Here is a 16,871-nt window from a genome sequence, read left to right on the forward strand (position 1 = left end):
CGCGCAAAGCCCGGCCTGCCTCTTGTCCCGATCGTCATCCGCTTGAACGATTCCGTGACTATGCTGGTCAAGTTCTTTCAAGCCCCATGAAACCAAAGGTGACGACGCCATGACCAAGACGTATAGCTACGCGGCCCAAAACCCCAAGGATTCACTCAAGCCTTTCACCTTCGAACGTCGCGCCCCCGGTGCCGACGATGTGCAAATCGAGATTCTCTACTGCGGCGTCTGCCACTCCGACCTGCACACCGCACGCAATGAATGGCATAACACGCTGTACCCTTCGGTACCGGGGCATGAAATCGTCGGCCGGGTCATGGCCATCGGTGCCAATGTCAGCAAATTCAAGGTCGGCGACCTGGCCGGTGTCGGCTGCATGGTCGACAGCTGCCAGCACTGTGCGTCCTGCGCCGAAGGCGAAGAGCAATACTGCGAGAAAGGCTTCACCGGCACCTACAACGGCCCGGTGTTTGGTGGTGAAAACACCTTTGGTGGTTATTCGGACAATATCGTCGTCAAGGAAAAGTTCGTCCTGCGCATCTCCCATGGCGACGCCAACCTGGCCGCGGTTGCACCCTTGCTGTGTGCCGGCATCACCACCTATTCGCCGCTGCACCACTGGAAGGTCGGCCCGGGGAAAAAGGTCGGCGTGGTCGGTCTTGGCGGCCTCGGGCACATGGCGGTAAAAATCGCCCATGCCATGGGCGCGCACGTGGTGCTGTTCACCACCTCGCCGAACAAGCGCGAAGATGGCCTGCGCCTGGGCGCCGATGAAGTCGTGGTGTCGAAGAACCCGGATGAAATGGCCAAGTTCGCCAACACCCTGGACTTTATCCTCAACACCGTGGCCGCGCCCCACAATCTGGACGCCTTCCTCGCCCTGCTCAAACGCGACGGCACCATGACCCTGGTGGGTGCTCCTGACAGCCCGCACCCTTCGCCTTCGGTGTTCAACCTGATCTTCAAGCGCCGCAGCCTCGCCGGCTCCTTGATCGGCGGTATCCAGGAAACCCAGGACATGCTGGATTTCTGTGCCAAGCACGGGCTGGTCTCGGATATCGAGATGATCGACATCCAGGATATCAACGAAGCCTATGGCCGCATGCTCAAGGGCGACGTCAAATACCGCTTCGTGATTGACATGAACAGCCTGAAGAAAGAAGCCAACGCGGCCTGATCGCCCCCTCCCTCCAGGTCCGTGGGATCGCGCCAGGCGCGCGGTCTTCACGGGCCTCGGCCCTGCGACTATCCACTCCTGAACCTGCTGAGGTACTGTAGGTCATATCCGCGTGACCCATTGGCGGCTGCAGCTTGCCGATGGCTAAGCAATACCGGGCTGAACCGCGAGGTAAAGCCCTACATTCAAGATGAGATCAGAATGCTCAAAAAAGCTATTTTTTGCCTGTCGCTCCTGGCAACGGCCAGTTCCGCCTACGCCAACGAAGCCATTGCCTACAAAGACGAGTTCGAGGGCCAATACGTTCAGTGTATTGAAGACAAACTGGACTCGGACTGCTGGAACAAGGTTTTTTCCGGGCACTTTGACAACTGGCAATTGAAAGAAAAAGATCTGATCTCCAAAAGCCAGACTGCACTGTCAACCTGGATAGGCAAGCACGACATCTACAAAGTTCATCTTTCGCCCAAGGAAACCAAAGGTGAAGTGTTTGAAAACCGGGCTTATCTGATTGAGCGTGACGACGGACAGTTGATGGGCCTGCATATCGGTTTCCGGCAGATAAAAGGTCAGTGGTACGTCTACGAACTCATGACCGACACGGATGACGCTTTCATCAGAGCCATACTGAACATGCCCAAGATCAAATAAGGCTGGAAAGACAGGACTGCGCATGACCCTGAGCTTCGTGAAGATGCATGCCCACGGCGACGATTTCGTTATTGTCGACCTGCGCGGCAAAGTCGATCCCATCACCCCTGAAGTCGCCCGTCGCCTGGGTGATCGAAATCGAGGCATCGGCTTCAATCAACTGGCGGTGGTACTGGACTGTGAAGATGCCGCGGCCCGCCTGCTGTTCTGGAACCCGGACGGTTCCAGGCTCGACACCTGCGGCAGCGCGACCCGTGGTGTGGCGGACAGGTTGATGCGTGAGGCGAACAGCACTTCAGTGGTGCTCAGGACCCAGCGCGGCTTGCTGACCTGTCTGCGCGAGTCGGATCAGCAGGTGTCGGTGGATATGGGCAAGCCGCTGCTGGGTTGGCAGGAGATCCCGCTGGCCGAAGAGATGGACAGCAATGACTTGCCTCTACCGGGAAACCCCACGGCTTGCAGCATGGGCAATCCGCATTGCACGTTTTTTGTCGAGGATCTGGCAGCCGTTGATATCGCGGCTGTCGGGCCGCTGATCGAAACCGATCCGCTCTTCCCCAAAAAGACTAATGTGCATTTCGTCCAGGTCATCGATCGCGGCCATATCCGCCTGCGGATCTGGGAGCGTGGCGGCGGCATCGCGCTGGGCTCGGGCTCCTGCTGTTGCGGGGCCGTCGTCGGCGGGATTCGCCGTGGCCTGCTGGACGACACCGTCGAGGTCGAATGTGACGGTGGAACGGTGCAGGTGAAATGGGATGGCGTCGGCGGCGTTATCCTGACCGGGTCGGTGGAACTGATCTGGTCAGGAACCATTGCCAGCCATTTTCTGGAGGGCCAGGCCCTGCTACCGACTACCGGAGCCGTGGTCTGACCCCTTCATCTGCCCAGGCGTTTCTTGACCATTCGCAGCAGGTGTTCCGCCACATCACTCACACCGTTGTTCTGGGCCACGACCTGGGCGCCTTCGAGCAGGAAGGTCAGTTCCCGGGCAGTCTCCTGCGCATCCTGTAACCGCGCCTCGCGGCAGAGGTCAGCCAGCCGCTGGAACTGGCGTTGCTTGTGCGCCTCGATCAGCTGTCGCGCCGGGTGCCCCGGGTCAGCCAGTTCGGCCAGGCTGTTGGTGAACGGACAACCCCGGTAGCCCGACTGGGTCAGATCCTGCGCAATGAATTGCGTAAAACCGAGCAACTGCCGAATCGGCTCCCCTGGGCATTGCGCCGCCAGTTCGTCCAGCACTTCGCTGTAATGCTCAGTCAACAAGCGCAACCACTCCAGCACCAGCACATCCTTGGTCTCGAAATGTCGGTACAGGGTCATCTTGGTCGAACCGGCCTGGGCGGCGATGGCGTCCACTGTCACCCGGGCGATGCCCTGTTCGGCGAACAATGCTTGTGCAGCGTCAAGGATCCGTTCACGCGGCGGCAACTGCGCAACGCGCTCAGGGCGGACAGGCTTTTCCACGGGGCAAAGGTCTCCAGGCAATTTCACATTCTGCTTGACATCAATACTACAGAGTATCGCATGATACTAACAAGTATCGTTCGATACCCATGAGTATTGATTGCCTGCTATTGGAGATAACCATGACCCCTTTTGAATACGCCGAACAGGATGCTGTCGGCCTTGCCCAGTTGCTCGACCAGCGTCAGGTCAGCCACGCCGAGGTGCGGAGCGCCGCGTTGTCGGCCATCAGCGCCGTCAATCCGCAGATCAACGCGGTGATCGAGGTCTGGGAAGATGAACCACCAGCCCTGCCGGGACCTTTTCAAGGCGTGCCGATACTGCTCAAGGACCTGGGCCTGAGCGCACGTCATCGTCGTAATGAACTGGGCAGTCGCCTGGCGCAAGGCTGCATCGCCGACGCCGACTCCGAGTTGATGACCCGCTTGCGCCACGCTGGCCTGCTGCCCCTGGGGCGCACCACGACACCGGAACTGGCCGCCAGCACCACCACCGAAAACCGTGTCGACGGCCCTACCCGCAACCCCTGGAACCTGGATCGCAGCGCGGGTGGCTCCAGTGGCGGGTCGGCGGCTGCGGTTGCCGCTGGCCTGGTGCCCGTCGCCCATGCTACGGATGGCGGTGGCTCCATTCGCGTACCTGCCGCCTCGTGCGGCCTGTTTGGTCTCAAGCCCAGCCGTGGGCGCTTGCCCATGGGCCCGGCCGTGGACGAGGTGTGGGCGGGACTGGCGGTGCACGGCGTGCTGAGCCGCACGGTGCGCGACACAGCGGCCTTGCTGGACTGCCTGCACGGACCCGCCGCAGGCGACCCCTTCCATATCGCCGCACCGCTCGGTGCCTATGGGTCTTTACTCGGCAGCGAGCCGGGTCGCCTGCGTATCGCCGTGCAACACCAGGCCTTGAACGGCCAATTGATCGCGCCGGCGGTGAGCATCGCCTTGAACCAGGTGTGCAAGGTCCTGGAAAACCTCGGCCATCAGGTCGACCCCGTGGCGGCCGATATCGGCCTGAGCTGGGAGGCCTTCGTCGAACTCAACGCACGCTTCTGGTCCAGCAACACCGCCGCCTGGATCGACGCCATTGCCAGCGCGACCGGTCGCCCTATCGACGGCAGTACCCTGGAGCCCGCCACCCTGGCACTGTACCGCATGGGGCAGGAGTTGAGCGCGACGCAACTGCTCGGCGCCATGCATGAACGCAACCTGGTCACTCGACAGATGGGCCGGCTGTTCAACGACTACGACGTGCTGCTGACACCCACCTTGCCGCAGGTCGCGCCCTTGATTGGCGACTACAACGCAGGCGAAGAAGCACTGGATGGCCGCCAGTGGATGGCGCGGGTGTTCAACCACTCGCCGTTCACCGCCGTGTTCAACGTCAGCGGCGGCCCCGCCATGTCCCTGCCCCTGGCCCATGACCCGGCAAGCGGCCTGCCCATTGGCCTGCAGTTCGGAGCGGATTACGGCCGCGAAGATCGGCTGTTGCAGTTGGCGGCACAACTGGAGCGCGAGCTGCCTTGGCAAGGCCGACGGCCGGCTGTGTGGGCGGGCAACCGCTAAGCGCCCGCACCTTGCGGCTCGCTGAGAACGACGATGGACTGGCCGCCCAAAACAAAAAAAGCACACGATGCAACGCCAGTCAGTTGGCCCCTTGTAGGAGCGAGCTTGCTCGCGATGGATCTGAGAGCGCCGCATTCACCCAGCAAACGCGGCGTTATCGTTAACGTCCATCGCGAGCAAGCTCGCTCCTACAAGAGTCGCATTCGCCTAACTGACTGGCATTACCTGAGGTGCTTATTTTGTGAGAGCTATTAACGGGTTGAAGCCACCAGATTGGCCCGCGCAGCGTGCAGTTTCTTATAGCTGTCGATCAGCCGCTGATGCCTGTCGAGTCCTTCCAGCTTCATGCTCGTAGGCGTCAGGCCATAGAACCGCACACTACCCTCAACGGAGCCAATGACGGCATCCATCCGCGGATTGCCAAACATCCGGCGGAAATTGACCTCGTAATCGCCCAGATCCAGGTCCTCGTCCAGTTGCACCTCCAGTACCACATTCAACGCCTGGTAGAACAATCCGCGCTCAACCGTGTTGTCGTTGTACTGCAGGAAGGCCTCCACCAGATCCTTCGCCTCTTCGAACTTCTTCAAGGCGACATAAATCAGCAGCTTCAACTCCAGGATCGTCAACTGACCCCAGGCGGTGTTGTCGTCAAATTCGATGCCGATCAAGGTGGTGATGTCGGTGTAATCATCCAGCTCGCTTTCTTCCAGACGCTTGACCAGCGCTTTCAGGCCCTTATTGTCCAGGCTGTGCAGGTTCAGGATATCGGCGCGGAAAAACAGGGCCTTGTTGGTGTTGTCCCAGATCAGGTCGTCCACCGGATAGATTTCCGAGTAGTCCGGCACCAGGATGCGACAGGCCGTGGCACCGATATGCTCGTACACAGCCATGTACACTTCCTTGCCCATGCCTTCGAGAATGCCGAACAAGGTGGCGGCTTCCTCGGCATTGGAGTTCTCACCCTGGCCGGAGAAATCCCACTCGACAAATTCGAAGTCCGATTTCGCACTGAAGAAACGCCACGACACCACACCGCTGGAGTCGATGAAGTGCTCGACAAAGTTGTTCGGTTCCATCACCGCGTGACCTTCAAAGGTCGGCGCAGGCAGATCGTTGAGGCCTTCGAAACTGCGGCCCTGGAGCAACTCCGTGAGGCTGCGTTCCAGCGCCACCTCAAGGCTTGGGTGCGCGCCGAACGACGCAAACACGCCACCGGTACGCGGGTTCATCAAGGTGACGCACATCACCGGGAACTCCCCGCCCAGCGACGCGTCCTTCACCAGCACCGGAAAGCCCTGCTCTTCCAGGCCCTGGATACCGGCCAGGATGCCGGGGTATTTCGCCAGCACGGCCTGGGGCACATCCGGCAGGGCCATTTCGCCTTCGAGGATTTCGCGTTTTACCGCACGTTCGAAGATTTCCGACAGGCACTGCACCTGCGCCTCGGCCAGCGTATTACCGGCGCTCATGCCGTTGCTGAGGAACAGGTTCTCGATCAGGTTGGACGGGAAATACACCACCTCGCCGTCCGACTGGCGCACGTAGGGCAGCGAGCAGATGCCGCGCTCTTCGTTGCCGGAGTTGGTGTCGTAGAGGTGCGAGCCGCGCAGCTCGCCATCGCGGTTGTAGATCGCCAGGCAGTGCTCGTCGAGAATCTCGCTTGGCAGCTCATCCTTGTCGCCAGGCTGGAACCAGCGCTCGTCCGGGTAGTGCACGAACGTCGCGTTGGCGAGGTCTTCGCCCCAGAACTGATCGTTGTAGAAAAAATTGCAGTTCAGCCGTTCGATAAACTCGCCCAGCGCCGAGGCCAGCGCGCCCTCTTTGGTCGATCCCTTGCCATTGGTAAAACACATCGGCGAATGGGCATCGCGGATATGCAGCGACCACACATTGGGAACGATATTGCGCCACGAAGCGATTTCGATCTTCATGCCCAGGCCGGCCAAAATGCCTGACATATTGGCGATGGTTTGTTCCAGCGGCAGGTCCTTGCCCGCAATGTAGGTGGCCGCGTCCGCAGCCGAACTCGGCATCAGCAACGCCTGGGCATCGGCATCCAGGTTTTCCACTTCCTCGATGACAAACTCCGGCCCCGCCTGCACCACCTTCTTGACCGTGCAACGGTCGATGGAACGCAAGATACCTTGGCGGTCTTTGGCGGAGATATCCGCCGGCAACTCGACCTGAATCTTGAAAATCTGGTTGTAGCGGTTTTCCGGATCAACAATATTATTCTGTGACAGGCGAATATTGTCAGTGGGAATATTACGAGTTTCGCAGTACAACTTTACAAAGTAAGCCGCACACAAAGCCGACGAAGCCAGGAAGTAATCGAACGGACCCGGTGCCGAACCATCGCCTTTATAGCGGATCGGTTGGTCGGCCACCACCGTGAAGTCATCGAACTTGGCTTCAAGCCGAAGGTTGTCGAGAAAATTAACCTTGATTTCCATGCGGGATTACCAGAATAAAGAGCCAAACGAATGGCCGCCATTATCCGGTTTTTCAGCCGGAAGTCTTGTGCTTTCAGCCTTCGCGGCTGACCGGTCCCAGGCTATCTGTGCGCCGCAACCCATGCTCCTGGCGGCTGCCCGGCAGCGAACCCCGTGTTTAGGCGGGTTTCAGGCCATAAAAATCCAGCGCCATGGGTGGATAAACCTCACGCCAGGCAGAAGTAGCCCCCGGGTTGCCCATATCAGCTATAGCCCAAGGGCCGCCTCCCCCGGCAAAAAATATTGATTCTCCAAGTTGGGCTGATAACATCCGACGCACATGGATTCAAGCCAGAATAGTTCAAGCAAGGAAAGACGTTCCAATGAAAACATTCAGCATTCGCAAACTCGAAAACACTGACATTGAAGCGTTACTGGCATTCGAAATCCATAACCGTGAATGGTTCGAATCTCACATTGATGCGCGTGCCGCTTCCTTCTACTCATTACAGGGCGTGGCCGAACATATCGAAGGCTATTTGTCAGACTTCGCTATCGGGGCCTGGCACCCCTTTGTTATCGAAGACTCCAGCGCGGGAATAGTCGGCCGGGCAAACTTGAAGAGCATCAACTCTCCGCTGGGAGCTGCAGAAGTCGGTTATCGGATTGATCAGCGCTTTTGCGGCCAGGGACTCGCTACGCTGGCCGTCAGGCATCTCATCCAGGAAGCCCGGGCACACTGGGGCCTTACAGAACTGTTTGCCCATGTCTACAAGAGCAATACCGGATCAAGAAAAGTGCTTGATCGCTGTGGGTTCCTGGCTGAGCAGGAGTCCTTGACGGACGAAACGAAGGACGAATGTCGATTCGTCCTTTCACTCTAGAAAGAGGCTTTGGCGTGGGCATGGCTACGTCAGCAAAACGGCCTTCGCACCCTCGAGAGATTCGTAAGCCATCGCCAGTTCGACCTGATCGAGTCGAAACTCCTTACCCATTCGGGTCCTGAACATGGGGTCGTGAATCACGCCCTCGAGGGTTTTGAGAGCCGACACGAGCCGGTCAGGATCCTTCACCGTCCGGCTCTCGAAATTACTGAACCGCTTCAAGGTCAGGTTCTTCATCATGAAGAGCACGGACGGAAGGGAAACCGGGGCGGCACCGCCCAAAAAGCCGTAGAAATAGACGGTGGAGTTCATCGGCAGGCCCGGCGCAATCCTGCTCAGCAAGTCGCCACCGACACCATCAAATACCGCCGTCGTCCCCAGTTTTGCGGACAATGCGCTGAGCGCATCGGTGAAGCCTTCATCGGTGACAATGACATGCTCCGCACCCAGGCGGCATAACGCATCACGCGCCTGCTCGGTGCGCACGAGGAAAATCACCGGCAGTTTTCTGCTACGGGCAAGGGCGGCAAACGCTTGTCCGGTTGCCGAATTCCCGGCCGTGACGATGACCCCTTTATGACCCGCTTCGGTGATTTCTTCGAGAAAGGCGTGGGCGGTCATCACGTTGACGAGCGAGCCGCAATAGTCCCGCACACAAACCTGCTCTGGCAGGATCAAACACGTCGTATAAGGTACGTGTGCCCGCTCGCTCCAAAGCCCGATACTCTCCGCAGTCCTGCCGAGCGACCGATAGATTGCCACCTGCCGGCCCTGGTATTCCACGGGGACGCCCGCGCCAACCGCAATCACCCGCCCGGCTCCCGACGCGCCCCAGACATCGTGTTTGCCCAGCGAGAGCGCGTTACCCGCGGCGGTTGGCATGCGCAGGAAGGTCTTGTCACCATGATTGATCGCCGCGGCCTCCACATCGATCAGCACATGGCCCGGAGCGGCGTCGGTTGGCGTCGGAAGGTCACGCACCTCAAGCTCACGGCCAGGGGTTACACAAATCGCTTTCATCGTTCAGTTCCTTGTTTCGGCGTTGTTGTTTACACAGCCCCTAACATAAGCACCTTCATCCATTGCCGAAACACAGTGTCGGCGCATACCATCAATTCCATTTTGGAATTGATCTGGACCCCTGTATGGATAGAGTGAGTGCGATTCGTCTGTTTGTACGTCTTGTCGAATGCGGGAGTTTTTCCGCCGTGGGGCGCGCGGAAGGGATCGGACAGCCCGCCGTCAGCAAACAGATTGGCGCGCTGGAACGGCACCTTGGCGCACAACTGGTCATGCGGACCTCACGCCAGGTGGTGATCACCGAAGCAGGACAGACCTTTTACGAGTCGGCGCGAAAACTGGTGGATGACTTCGACGCGCTCGAGTCCTCGGTAGGCGATCGCCAGAAGTCGCCGGAAGGCCTGATCAGGGTCAATACCGCACCGGCTCACGGTCGACTGTGTATTACACCGCTGCTCCCTGAGTTCTTTCGGCAGTTCCCCAACATCGCCATCGAGGTGTCGGTATCGGAACGGCATGTCGACCTGGTCGGCGACGGCATCGACCTGGCGATCCGGCATGGGCGACTCGTAGACTCCACGCTCACGGCCAGAAAGCTGTCCGAAACAGACTTCGTGCTCGTGGCCAGCCCTGCCTATCTGGCCCTGATGGGTGTGCCAACCCGGCTTGCAGACCTCGATCAGCACCGCTGCATCGTTTTTACGAAAAACCGTGACCACTATCCTTGGTCACTCAAAGTTGGGCAGGAGACCGTCTCCTATGTTCCCCACGGCGCGCTGCTGACCGGTGATGCCGAGCACATTCGCGCCGCAGTACTGAGCGGCCTTGGGATTGCCCAGGCACCGTTCTGGCTATTGGCACAAGAGATCCGCAGCGGCCAGGTCCAGGTCCTGCTGCCGGCGTTACAGCCCGAGCGCTTGCCCATCCATCTGGTTTATCCAGCGGGCCGTCGAGTACCGATGAGGGTGCGGATGTTCATCGAGTACCTGGTGTCGGCGTTCGAGAATCCGGAACCTTGACACCCCGTTGAGCGAGGGCATGCATGCCTGCAGATCCGTACTCAATCGACAATGAACAACTTCGCCCCGTTCGTGGTGAACGAGCGATGCCCCTCGTTATTGTTGCCGACCTGATAACTCATCCCCGCAGACAAGGTAAACCGGCGGCCATCTTCCAGTTCCGTGTCCAACGCGCCTTCCAGGCACAGCAGGATATGCCCTCTCCAACACCAGTGGTCGGCGAGGTATCCGGGGCTGTATTCGACCATTCGCACACGGACACTGCCGAACTGGCAAGTCCGCCAATAAGCCGTACCCGTCTGGCCCGGATGGGCCACAGGCTCGATAGTCGACCAGTCAGTCGTACCGAAGGGGATCGCCGTAAGCTCCATGGAGTTGGTCCTTGCCGAAAAAGAGCCGCAGACCGTATCAAGCCGCTGCAAGGCTGAATAGATACAGATGAGCAGGATTGATGGCATACGCTTGCACGTAGGATTTTTGCACCCTGACCTCACATCACCTGGAAAAGGACCGCAACGCCCATCAAAACGCGTCTTGAGCAAACCCGGCTAGGCGCGTGCACCCGGCTATGGCCGACTCTATTGCAGACCGTACTTCCAGGAGCCTTTGCCCAGTGTCTGACATTCCGAACCACTTCGCTTACACAAAACGGTTCAACGCCGTACTTGCCTACATCGATGCCAATCTCGAAGGTGACCTGTCGGTGAAGACGTTGAGCCAGGTGGCGAACTTTTCGGTGTTTCACTTCCATCGACAATTCACCGCGTTCGTCGGTGTGCCGGTCTCACGTTATGTACAACTGATGCGGCTACGACGCGCGGCGCATAGCCTGGCCGCCCTCTCGGATCTCTCGGTACTGGAGGCCGCACTCAGTGCCGGCTTCGAAAGTCCCGAGGCTTTTTCCAGGGCGTTCAGGCGAGCATTCGGCATGACGCCCAGTGCGTTCAGGATGGAACCGAACTGGCAGGTCTGGAATGCGGTGTTCGCCATCCCTCATTTTTCCAGGAGTATCATCATGCAAGTTCGAATCGTGGAGTTCCCTGAGGTCAGGGTCGCAGCGCTTGAGCACTGCGGGGCACCCGGGCTCGTCAACGAGAGCGTGCGCAGGTTCATCGAGTGGCGTATCCAGAGCGGACAGTCGCCAGTGGCGTCGAGTCGTACCTTCGGCATTCCCTACGGCAACCCCGATACCACACCCGCGGAGGAATTTCGCTTCGCCATCTGTGGCGAGATTGCCGAGGTCGTGGCGCCGAATGAGTTTGGCGTGCGCGAGATCGTCATTCCCGGCGGGCGCTGCGTCGTGGTAAGACACCTTGGCTCACCGGATCATATCGGCGAAACGATTTATCCGATTTACCGCGATTGGCTTCCCACCAGTGGCGAGGAAATTCGTGACCAGCCGTTGTTCTTCGAATACCTGAGCGTCTTTCCCGAGACACCGCAGGATCAATGGCAAACCGATGTCTATGTGCCGTTGCAATAGCGGGGATTGCGCCAGCCCCTCACCGCTGGCGCTTCTTTCCAGGCCCCCTACACCGTCAAAAACAACGCCGAAGTCCAGACCCGGGACTGATCCCGCTGGCGGGCACAGATAAACAAGGGATGCTCACGCCCCGGCTCCAGCTTCAAAGCCGCCAGCGCGATCTGCCCTTGCACCTCACGGGGCAGTAACGCATCCGTGGTCCGCTCCAGGGACACCTTCAACTCCGCCCCCGGCAACGCCTCGATCAGTTGCCCCTGCTCCAGCAACTGCTCACCGGACAACGCCATCAACACCGACGGCGCATGCACATAAGGCTGTGGCTCGGACGGGTCGCCGACCTTGATGTAATTGTCAATGCGGCTTTGAATCTGCAAGGTCGCTCCGGCCAGTTGTGACAGATCGATTTCGATGCTATCGGTATCGCCGTTGGTATCGGTACGAAACGCCAGTGTCGTCGCATCCTTGCGCCACACGGTCTGCTCGGGATGGTCGAGACCCAGGGCCCGGAAACCCTTGATCACCGCGCCCGTCACGCGGATCTCGCCGGTCCAGTAGGCACCGCGATAACGGTCCTTGATCCGGGCACCGCCCAGACGCAGGCGAATGCCGTGGCCGGAAAAGCCCAGTTCCTCATGCAGGTTGCGCGACCAGACCAACTGCTCGCCGTCGAACAGATCGACCTGCTCCCAACCCGCCTCCCCCAGCAACCGATAATCCAGCGTCGCATCGGCCCGCGCAGTGAACACTTCACCCATGAAGTGCGCCCCCTGGCGCAAGCTGGCGAAAGAGCGCTCGCCGGTGGTGGCAAAGGTGCGACGGGCCCGCAGTGCCTTGCCGACACTGGCACGGTCAAAGCTGTCGGCGACCACCCCGGTCAGCCCACCCCGCGAGCCGAACACCGCCGTGGCCGGCACGCCGCCGCCGCAACGGCCCTGGTGTTCATCGCTGTTGGCGGCAGCCCCGACTCGATACCCACGTTGCAGGGCCTCGGCGTAAACCCAGTGGAATTGCCCCCAGGCCGAACCCACTTCGATCAGGCGCTCCAGCTCCGGATGGTGCCAGTCCAGGTTGCAACGGCGTCCACCGACGTGAGGCATCATCAGATGGCCCTCGGGGTCCTTGGCATAGGCTGCGTACAACTCGTCTACCGGCCACGCACCTGGCTTGATGGTGCCGGCAGTAAATTCATTCCACTCGAAGGAACGCACCAACCGGCCTTGGTTGTCGAAAGGAAACTCCGGCTTTCTACCGTGCAGGAACACCACATTGCGGTCCCCACCGGCACAGGAATTGCCACACCATTCGGTGCCGGGATAACAGACGAAGCGACCGGGCTCGTTGAGTTCGTGAATCAGCGCGACCGCCTGGTCCCAGCGCTGCTCGGTGATATTGAAGTCGTTGGCGGTATAACCCAGCACATCAAGCCCGGCGACATCCCGGCCATAACTGAGGTTGTACAAGGTGTCATTGGTGCCCACGGTGTCATCGGAATGCACATGCAGGTCCGCATAAAGCGGGCGCAATGCCGTACCCGCCGGGTCGACCGTGACAAAGGCCTGGGCTCCACGGACAAACGGTCCCTGCACCTCGGCCGACAAGCGCCACTCGCCCACCGCACCGAACTTCAAACCCTCAAGCCGGGCAATCGCCCAACCTTCGGCCGCCAGGCGAAACGGCTGTTGCCGCTGCTCGCCCTCAGGACCGGTAAAGGTCAACAGGCCCTCAAGCGGCAGCTGCCGACAAGTATTGCCCCAGGCATCGTCGACCCGCAGCAGCACGTCGAACGCCTCCCCGGCGCTGACCAGCCGCGGCACGATCAGTTGAACGCTTTGCGCCGGTCCCGGGACGATATCCAGCAGCGGATCGCCCGGCACCTCGGCAAACTTAGAGCTGCCCAGTGGGTCGATAAACAAACGGAAGCGGAAGTCCTTCTCGACAAAACTCTGCACCCGTGTCCCCGAGCCGCCCTGACGCCGGTCACCCAGGCGGATGATGATGCGGTCGCCAGGATTGAGGTAGCCATCGACAATATCGATGATCACGGCTTTCTGGAACGGCCGCTCATGGCCCTTCTGGTCGAAACGCACCTTCAGGTGCTGCACCGTGGCCTGGCTCTGACCCGGCACCAACGCCCCAGCCTGATACTCGGCACTGACGTAGTTGGGGCCCGCCGGATTCGAGGTCTGGAACAAGGCCCAATCGGAGTAGAACTTGAACGCCAGCTTCAACCAGGCACCATCGGCCAGCCCGCTACCACCGACCTCGTAGACCAGGGTGATCTCGTCCCATTGACCGGCCACCAGGGTCTGGCGATCACAGCTGATCGCTCCCAGGAACGGACGTTGCTTGTTGCGTTCATACAGGCCTTGCGGGGCAATATAGTGCCCGGCTTCGCGGGGATCGAACTGCTGACTCACATGACACCTCATACAGGTTCATTGAAGGTTTGAAGGGATTGGAAGCGACTTACTGCTCGCGCCACTGCTGGTAGTGACGCTCGATGCGCCGGAACACAAAACTCTCCATCAACCAGGCAATCAGCCCGATCAGGACGATGCCCAGCAGCACCTGGCTGCTGTTACCGATCTGACCGCCGGTGGCAACCATCCAGCCGATGCCCCGGGAAGCACCGATCATTTCCGCCGCCACCAGCGCCCGCCAACCCTGGCTGAAGCCGATGCGCAGGGCCGCGGTGACAAAGGGCAGCGACGCCGGCAGGTAGACGTGGGCCAGCAACTGCCAGGAACTGGCCCCCAGCGTGCGGGCCGCGCGCACTTCGCCACCGCGAATGCCCTGCACGCCTTCCTGGATCGTCACCGCCATGGGGAACACTGCGGCAATGAAGATCACCAGCACGATCGACACATAACCCAGGCCGAAAATGATCATGATCAGCGGCGCCCAGGCGATCGGCGGAATGGCCATGAACAGGCTGTTGAGCGGTGCGATAAAGTCACGAAAACGCGAGGACAATCCGCCCGCAGCCCCCAGCAACACAGCGACGATGACTGCCGAGCAGAACCCACCGAGTTCTTCCAGGACGCTGGCTTGCAGGTGCTGCCAGAGCGAGCCGTCGGCCAACCAGCGCAGCGCCTCGCGGGCGACGTCCCAGGGTTGCGGCAGGATGTAGGTGGGAAAACGGCTGGCCAGGGCCACCCAGATCAACAGCAGGAAGGGCAACGAGGCCCATCCCCAATTCGGTTTTGGCAAGGACATGGGCAGACTCAGCGCGAAGCTTTTTCCAGGTAGGAGGTGTCGACGATCTGCTCGGTCTTGAGCGTGGTGTCGATAAAGCCCAGGTCATGGGAGTAGTTCATCAGGCGCTGGATAAACTCGATGTCCGCGGTCTCCAGGTCCGCCGACCAACCCAGTCGGGTACGGGCCTGGGCGACGATGGTTTGCGGGGCGATGGTCTTGCCGTCAGGTCCTTGCACCGCTTCGAGCTTGAACGCCTCGGCGATGATCCGATTCGACTCCTCAGGGTGCTCGTTGAGAAAGGCGATGGCCTTGCGATGCGCACGCAGCAGTTTCACCACATCGTCCGGGCGCTCCTGCAAGGTTTTTGGCAGGGCGATCACCACGTACCAGGGATACTGGGGCAAGGCCTGGTTGACATCGAACAGCACCCGGCTCGAACCACGCAGCAAGGATTGGCTGACAAAGGGCTCCCAGGAGAACGCCGCATCGACGATGCCACGGTCCAGGGCGGCATTCATATTGCCCGGGGGCATGTCGATGATGTCGAGGTCATGGTCGGGGTTGAGCCCGGCCTTTTCCTTGAGCACATAACCGCGCAACAGCACGTCCATGCCACTGCCCTTCTTCACCCCGGCCAGTTTTTTACCCTTGAGGTCGGCCAGGGAATTGATCGGGCTTTTGCTGTCGACGATCACCGCCGCCTGACCGTAATTGACCTTGGCCAGAATCCGGCTCTGCAAGCCTCGGGAAAACCACTGGTACACCGGCGGCGTACCAACATAGGCCACGTCCAGCTCACCGGCAGCCAACGCCTGCTGGATCACCGGCCCATCGCCCAACGCCCTGAGGTCCACGTTCAGGCCTTCGTCACGGTAGTAGCCCTGCTTGTCCGCGATCAGCGCCGGAGCATTGGCCATGGCAAAGACGTACCCCACCCTTAGCGGCTTGGCGTCCTCCGCGACGGCCAAGGAACTGCCGGCCACGGCGGCAACCGATAATGACAGGGCAAGTAACGTACGTTTGATCATTGGACCGACTCGGTTTCAAGGGAGAGAGAGGGAGAGGAAATGCGCGCCTCGGACAGCGCCATGACCTGGGAAATACGCTCCATCAGTTCATTGCGGTAGTCGAGGAAAGCCGGCAGCCGGCGGGTTTTCAGATGGGAGCGCGGACGTGGCAGCTGGATCTTCAGTTCGCTGTGAATACCGCCCGGGGCGATATTGAGAACGATGACCCGGTCCGCCAGGAACACCGCCTCGTCGATATCGTGGGTAATGAACAATACGGTCTGACCCAGCTCGGCCCAGATCCGCAGGGTTTCTTCGTTCATATGATTGCGGCTGATGGCGTCCAGTGCGGCGAACGGCTCGTCCATCAGCAACACTTCGGGCTCCAGCGCCAGTGTGCGAGCCAGGGAAACACGCTGCTGCATCCCGCCGGAAAGCTGATGGGGCAAGCGCTGCGCGGCCTGCTCCAGGCCGACCAGGCGCAGGTACTGCAGGGCCCGCTCACGCTGCTGCGACTCGCTGAGATCCGCCGCCATGCGCAGGCCGAAACGAACGTTTTCCAGGGCCGTCAACCAGGGAAACAGCTGCGCAGACTGAAACACATAACCCAACTCCGAACGTTCAGGGCTGACTGTGGTCTGGTTCAAGCGGATCTGCCCCGCCTGCGGTTGAACGAAACCCGACAACAGGTTCAACAAGGTGGTCTTGCCACAGCCGGACGGCCCGAGGATCGCGACAAACTCACCGGCGGCGGCACTCAAGCTGAAGGAGGAAAACACCCGATGCCCATTGGGGTAGCTGAAGCTGATCTGCTCGACGCTCAGCGCAGCGGTCGGTGGCGGCACACGAAGAAAGGTTTCTGGCATGGCAAGTGTCGTCAGGTCGTCTACAATGGGATTGCTCGACATAATACGTATTAATACAAGTAGTCCCAATAACCTATTTTTATAACCTTAGAAGTGAAGGCTCCGCCGTGA

15 protein-coding genes are annotated in these 16,871 nt (G+C 60.0%); 7 read left to right on the forward strand and 8 right to left on the reverse strand.

What is annotated here, in order from left to right; all coding sequences use genetic code 11:
- Positions 1-109: 109 nt before the first annotated feature.
- The 3 genes from HX866_RS09710 to dapF all read left to right on the forward strand — a co-directional run bounded on the left by HX866_RS09710 (position 110) and on the right by dapF (position 2,699).
- On the forward strand, positions 110-1,177 hold the full coding sequence (locus tag HX866_RS09710; RefSeq protein ID WP_177098104.1) for an NAD(P)-dependent alcohol dehydrogenase: 1,068 nt from the start codon (positions 110-112) through the stop codon (positions 1,175-1,177).
- A gap of 201 nt (positions 1,178-1,378) precedes the next feature.
- The gene (locus HX866_RS09715) at positions 1,379-1,828 is read left to right on the forward strand and encodes a hypothetical protein (protein WP_177098105.1); all 450 of its coding nucleotides are present in this window, start codon (positions 1,379-1,381) and stop codon (positions 1,826-1,828) included.
- A 22-nt stretch (positions 1,829-1,850) separates the two neighbouring features.
- Entirely contained in the window at positions 1,851-2,699 is an 849-nt protein-coding gene (dapF, locus tag HX866_RS09720) for a diaminopimelate epimerase (protein WP_177098106.1), read from the forward strand.
- A 5-nt stretch (positions 2,700-2,704) separates the two neighbouring features.
- Here dapF and HX866_RS09725 read toward each other — a convergent pair whose 3' ends face one another.
- Positions 2,705-3,289, reverse strand: a complete 585-nt coding sequence (locus HX866_RS09725; RefSeq protein WP_177098107.1) for a TetR/AcrR family transcriptional regulator — start codon at positions 3,287-3,289, stop codon at positions 2,705-2,707.
- Between the two features lie 122 nt (positions 3,290-3,411).
- On the opposite strand from HX866_RS09725, the gene HX866_RS09730 reads away from it, so the two are divergent.
- Positions 3,412-4,848, forward strand: coding sequence for an amidase (locus HX866_RS09730; protein ID WP_177139214.1), 1,437 nt, complete (start codon positions 3,412-3,414; stop codon positions 4,846-4,848).
- Between the two features lie 251 nt (positions 4,849-5,099).
- Here the strand turns inward: HX866_RS09730 and HX866_RS09735 are convergent, their stop codons facing one another.
- Entirely contained in the window at positions 5,100-7,304 is a 2,205-nt protein-coding gene (locus HX866_RS09735) for an OsmC domain/YcaO domain-containing protein (RefSeq protein WP_177139216.1), read from the reverse strand.
- Positions 7,305-7,666: 362 nt separating this feature from the next.
- Between HX866_RS09735 and HX866_RS09740 the strand changes: the two genes are divergently transcribed.
- On the forward strand, positions 7,667-8,167 hold the full coding sequence (locus HX866_RS09740) for a GNAT family N-acetyltransferase (RefSeq protein ID WP_177139218.1): 501 nt from the start codon (positions 7,667-7,669) through the stop codon (positions 8,165-8,167).
- A 24-nt stretch (positions 8,168-8,191) separates the two neighbouring features.
- On the opposite strand, the gene HX866_RS09745 is transcribed toward HX866_RS09740, so the two are convergent.
- Positions 8,192-9,187 (reverse strand): zinc-binding dehydrogenase, encoded by a 996-nt coding sequence (locus tag HX866_RS09745; protein ID WP_177139220.1) that lies wholly within the window; start codon positions 9,185-9,187, stop codon positions 8,192-8,194.
- A gap of 125 nt (positions 9,188-9,312) precedes the next feature.
- On the opposite strand from HX866_RS09745, the gene HX866_RS09750 reads away from it, so the two are divergent.
- Positions 9,313-10,206 (forward strand): LysR family transcriptional regulator, encoded by an 894-nt coding sequence (locus HX866_RS09750; RefSeq protein WP_177139222.1) that lies wholly within the window; start codon positions 9,313-9,315, stop codon positions 10,204-10,206.
- Between the two features lie 41 nt (positions 10,207-10,247).
- On the opposite strand, the gene HX866_RS09755 is transcribed toward HX866_RS09750, so the two are convergent.
- On the reverse strand, positions 10,248-10,577 hold the full coding sequence (locus HX866_RS09755) for a DHCW motif cupin fold protein (RefSeq protein ID WP_177139325.1): 330 nt from the start codon (positions 10,575-10,577) through the stop codon (positions 10,248-10,250).
- A 197-nt stretch (positions 10,578-10,774) separates the two neighbouring features.
- On the opposite strand from HX866_RS09755, the gene HX866_RS09760 reads away from it, so the two are divergent.
- Complete coding sequence (locus HX866_RS09760; protein ID WP_218179159.1) at positions 10,775-11,689, forward strand: AraC family transcriptional regulator; 915 nt, start codon at positions 10,775-10,777, stop codon at positions 11,687-11,689.
- A 47-nt stretch (positions 11,690-11,736) separates the two neighbouring features.
- Here HX866_RS09760 and HX866_RS09765 read toward each other — a convergent pair whose 3' ends face one another.
- Genes HX866_RS09765 through HX866_RS09780 form a run of 4 tightly spaced genes read right to left on the reverse strand, consistent with a single transcriptional unit; the run spans position 11,737 to position 16,760 of the window.
- Positions 11,737-14,106, reverse strand: a complete 2,370-nt coding sequence (locus HX866_RS09765) for a hypothetical protein (protein WP_177124981.1) — start codon at positions 14,104-14,106, stop codon at positions 11,737-11,739.
- A 49-nt stretch (positions 14,107-14,155) separates the two neighbouring features.
- Positions 14,156-14,905 carry an ABC transporter permease gene (locus HX866_RS09770; protein WP_177098116.1) on the reverse strand — a complete coding sequence of 250 codons (750 nt, stop codon included), beginning with the start codon at positions 14,903-14,905 and terminating at the stop codon, positions 14,156-14,158.
- Between the two features lie 8 nt (positions 14,906-14,913).
- Positions 14,914-15,915, reverse strand: coding sequence for an ABC transporter substrate-binding protein (locus tag HX866_RS09775; protein ID WP_177124982.1), 1,002 nt, complete (start codon positions 15,913-15,915; stop codon positions 14,914-14,916).
- Positions 15,912-16,760, reverse strand: a complete 849-nt coding sequence (locus HX866_RS09780) for an ABC transporter ATP-binding protein (protein WP_256344862.1) — start codon at positions 16,758-16,760, stop codon at positions 15,912-15,914. Before HX866_RS09780 ends, HX866_RS09775 begins: the two co-directional genes overlap by 4 nt.
- Between the last annotated feature and the right edge of the window lie 111 nt (positions 16,761-16,871).

The sequence above is a fragment of the Pseudomonas gingeri genome (assembly GCF_013386165.1).
In the GTDB taxonomy this organism is placed as follows: Bacteria; Pseudomonadota; Gammaproteobacteria; order Pseudomonadales; family Pseudomonadaceae; genus Aquipseudomonas; species Aquipseudomonas gingeri_C.

What these genes read in the sequence shown, in the direction of transcription:
- HX866_RS09750 (WP_177139222.1), top strand. Translation starts at nt 9,313, where the DNA reads ATGGATAGAGTGAGTGCGATTCGTCTGTTTGTACGTCTTGTCGAATGC.
- HX866_RS09745 (WP_177139220.1), bottom strand. Translation starts at nt 9,187, where the DNA reads ATGAAAGCGATTTGTGTAACCCCTGGCCGTGAGCTTGAGGTGCGTGAC.
- HX866_RS09760 (WP_218179159.1), top strand. Translation starts at nt 10,775, where the DNA reads ATGGCCGACTCTATTGCAGACCGTACTTCCAGGAGCCTTTGCCCAGTG.
- HX866_RS09715 (WP_177098105.1), top strand. Translation starts at nt 1,379, where the DNA reads ATGCTCAAAAAAGCTATTTTTTGCCTGTCGCTCCTGGCAACGGCCAGT.
- HX866_RS09755 (WP_177139325.1), bottom strand. Translation starts at nt 10,577, where the DNA reads ATGGAGCTTACGGCGATCCCCTTCGGTACGACTGACTGGTCGACTATC.
- HX866_RS09735 (WP_177139216.1), bottom strand. Translation starts at nt 7,304, where the DNA reads ATGGAAATCAAGGTTAATTTTCTCGACAACCTTCGGCTTGAAGCCAAG.
- HX866_RS09775 (WP_177124982.1), bottom strand. Translation starts at nt 15,915, where the DNA reads ATGATCAAACGTACGTTACTTGCCCTGTCATTATCGGTTGCCGCCGTG.
- HX866_RS09770 (WP_177098116.1), bottom strand. Translation starts at nt 14,905, where the DNA reads ATGTCCTTGCCAAAACCGAATTGGGGATGGGCCTCGTTGCCCTTCCTG.
- HX866_RS09710 (WP_177098104.1), top strand. Translation starts at nt 110, where the DNA reads ATGACCAAGACGTATAGCTACGCGGCCCAAAACCCCAAGGATTCACTC.
- HX866_RS09780 (WP_256344862.1), bottom strand. Translation starts at nt 16,760, where the DNA reads ATGCCAGAAACCTTTCTTCGTGTGCCGCCACCGACCGCTGCGCTGAGC.
- HX866_RS09730 (WP_177139214.1), top strand. Translation starts at nt 3,412, where the DNA reads ATGACCCCTTTTGAATACGCCGAACAGGATGCTGTCGGCCTTGCCCAG.
- HX866_RS09740 (WP_177139218.1), top strand. Translation starts at nt 7,667, where the DNA reads ATGAAAACATTCAGCATTCGCAAACTCGAAAACACTGACATTGAAGCG.
- dapF (WP_177098106.1), top strand. Translation starts at nt 1,851, where the DNA reads ATGACCCTGAGCTTCGTGAAGATGCATGCCCACGGCGACGATTTCGTT.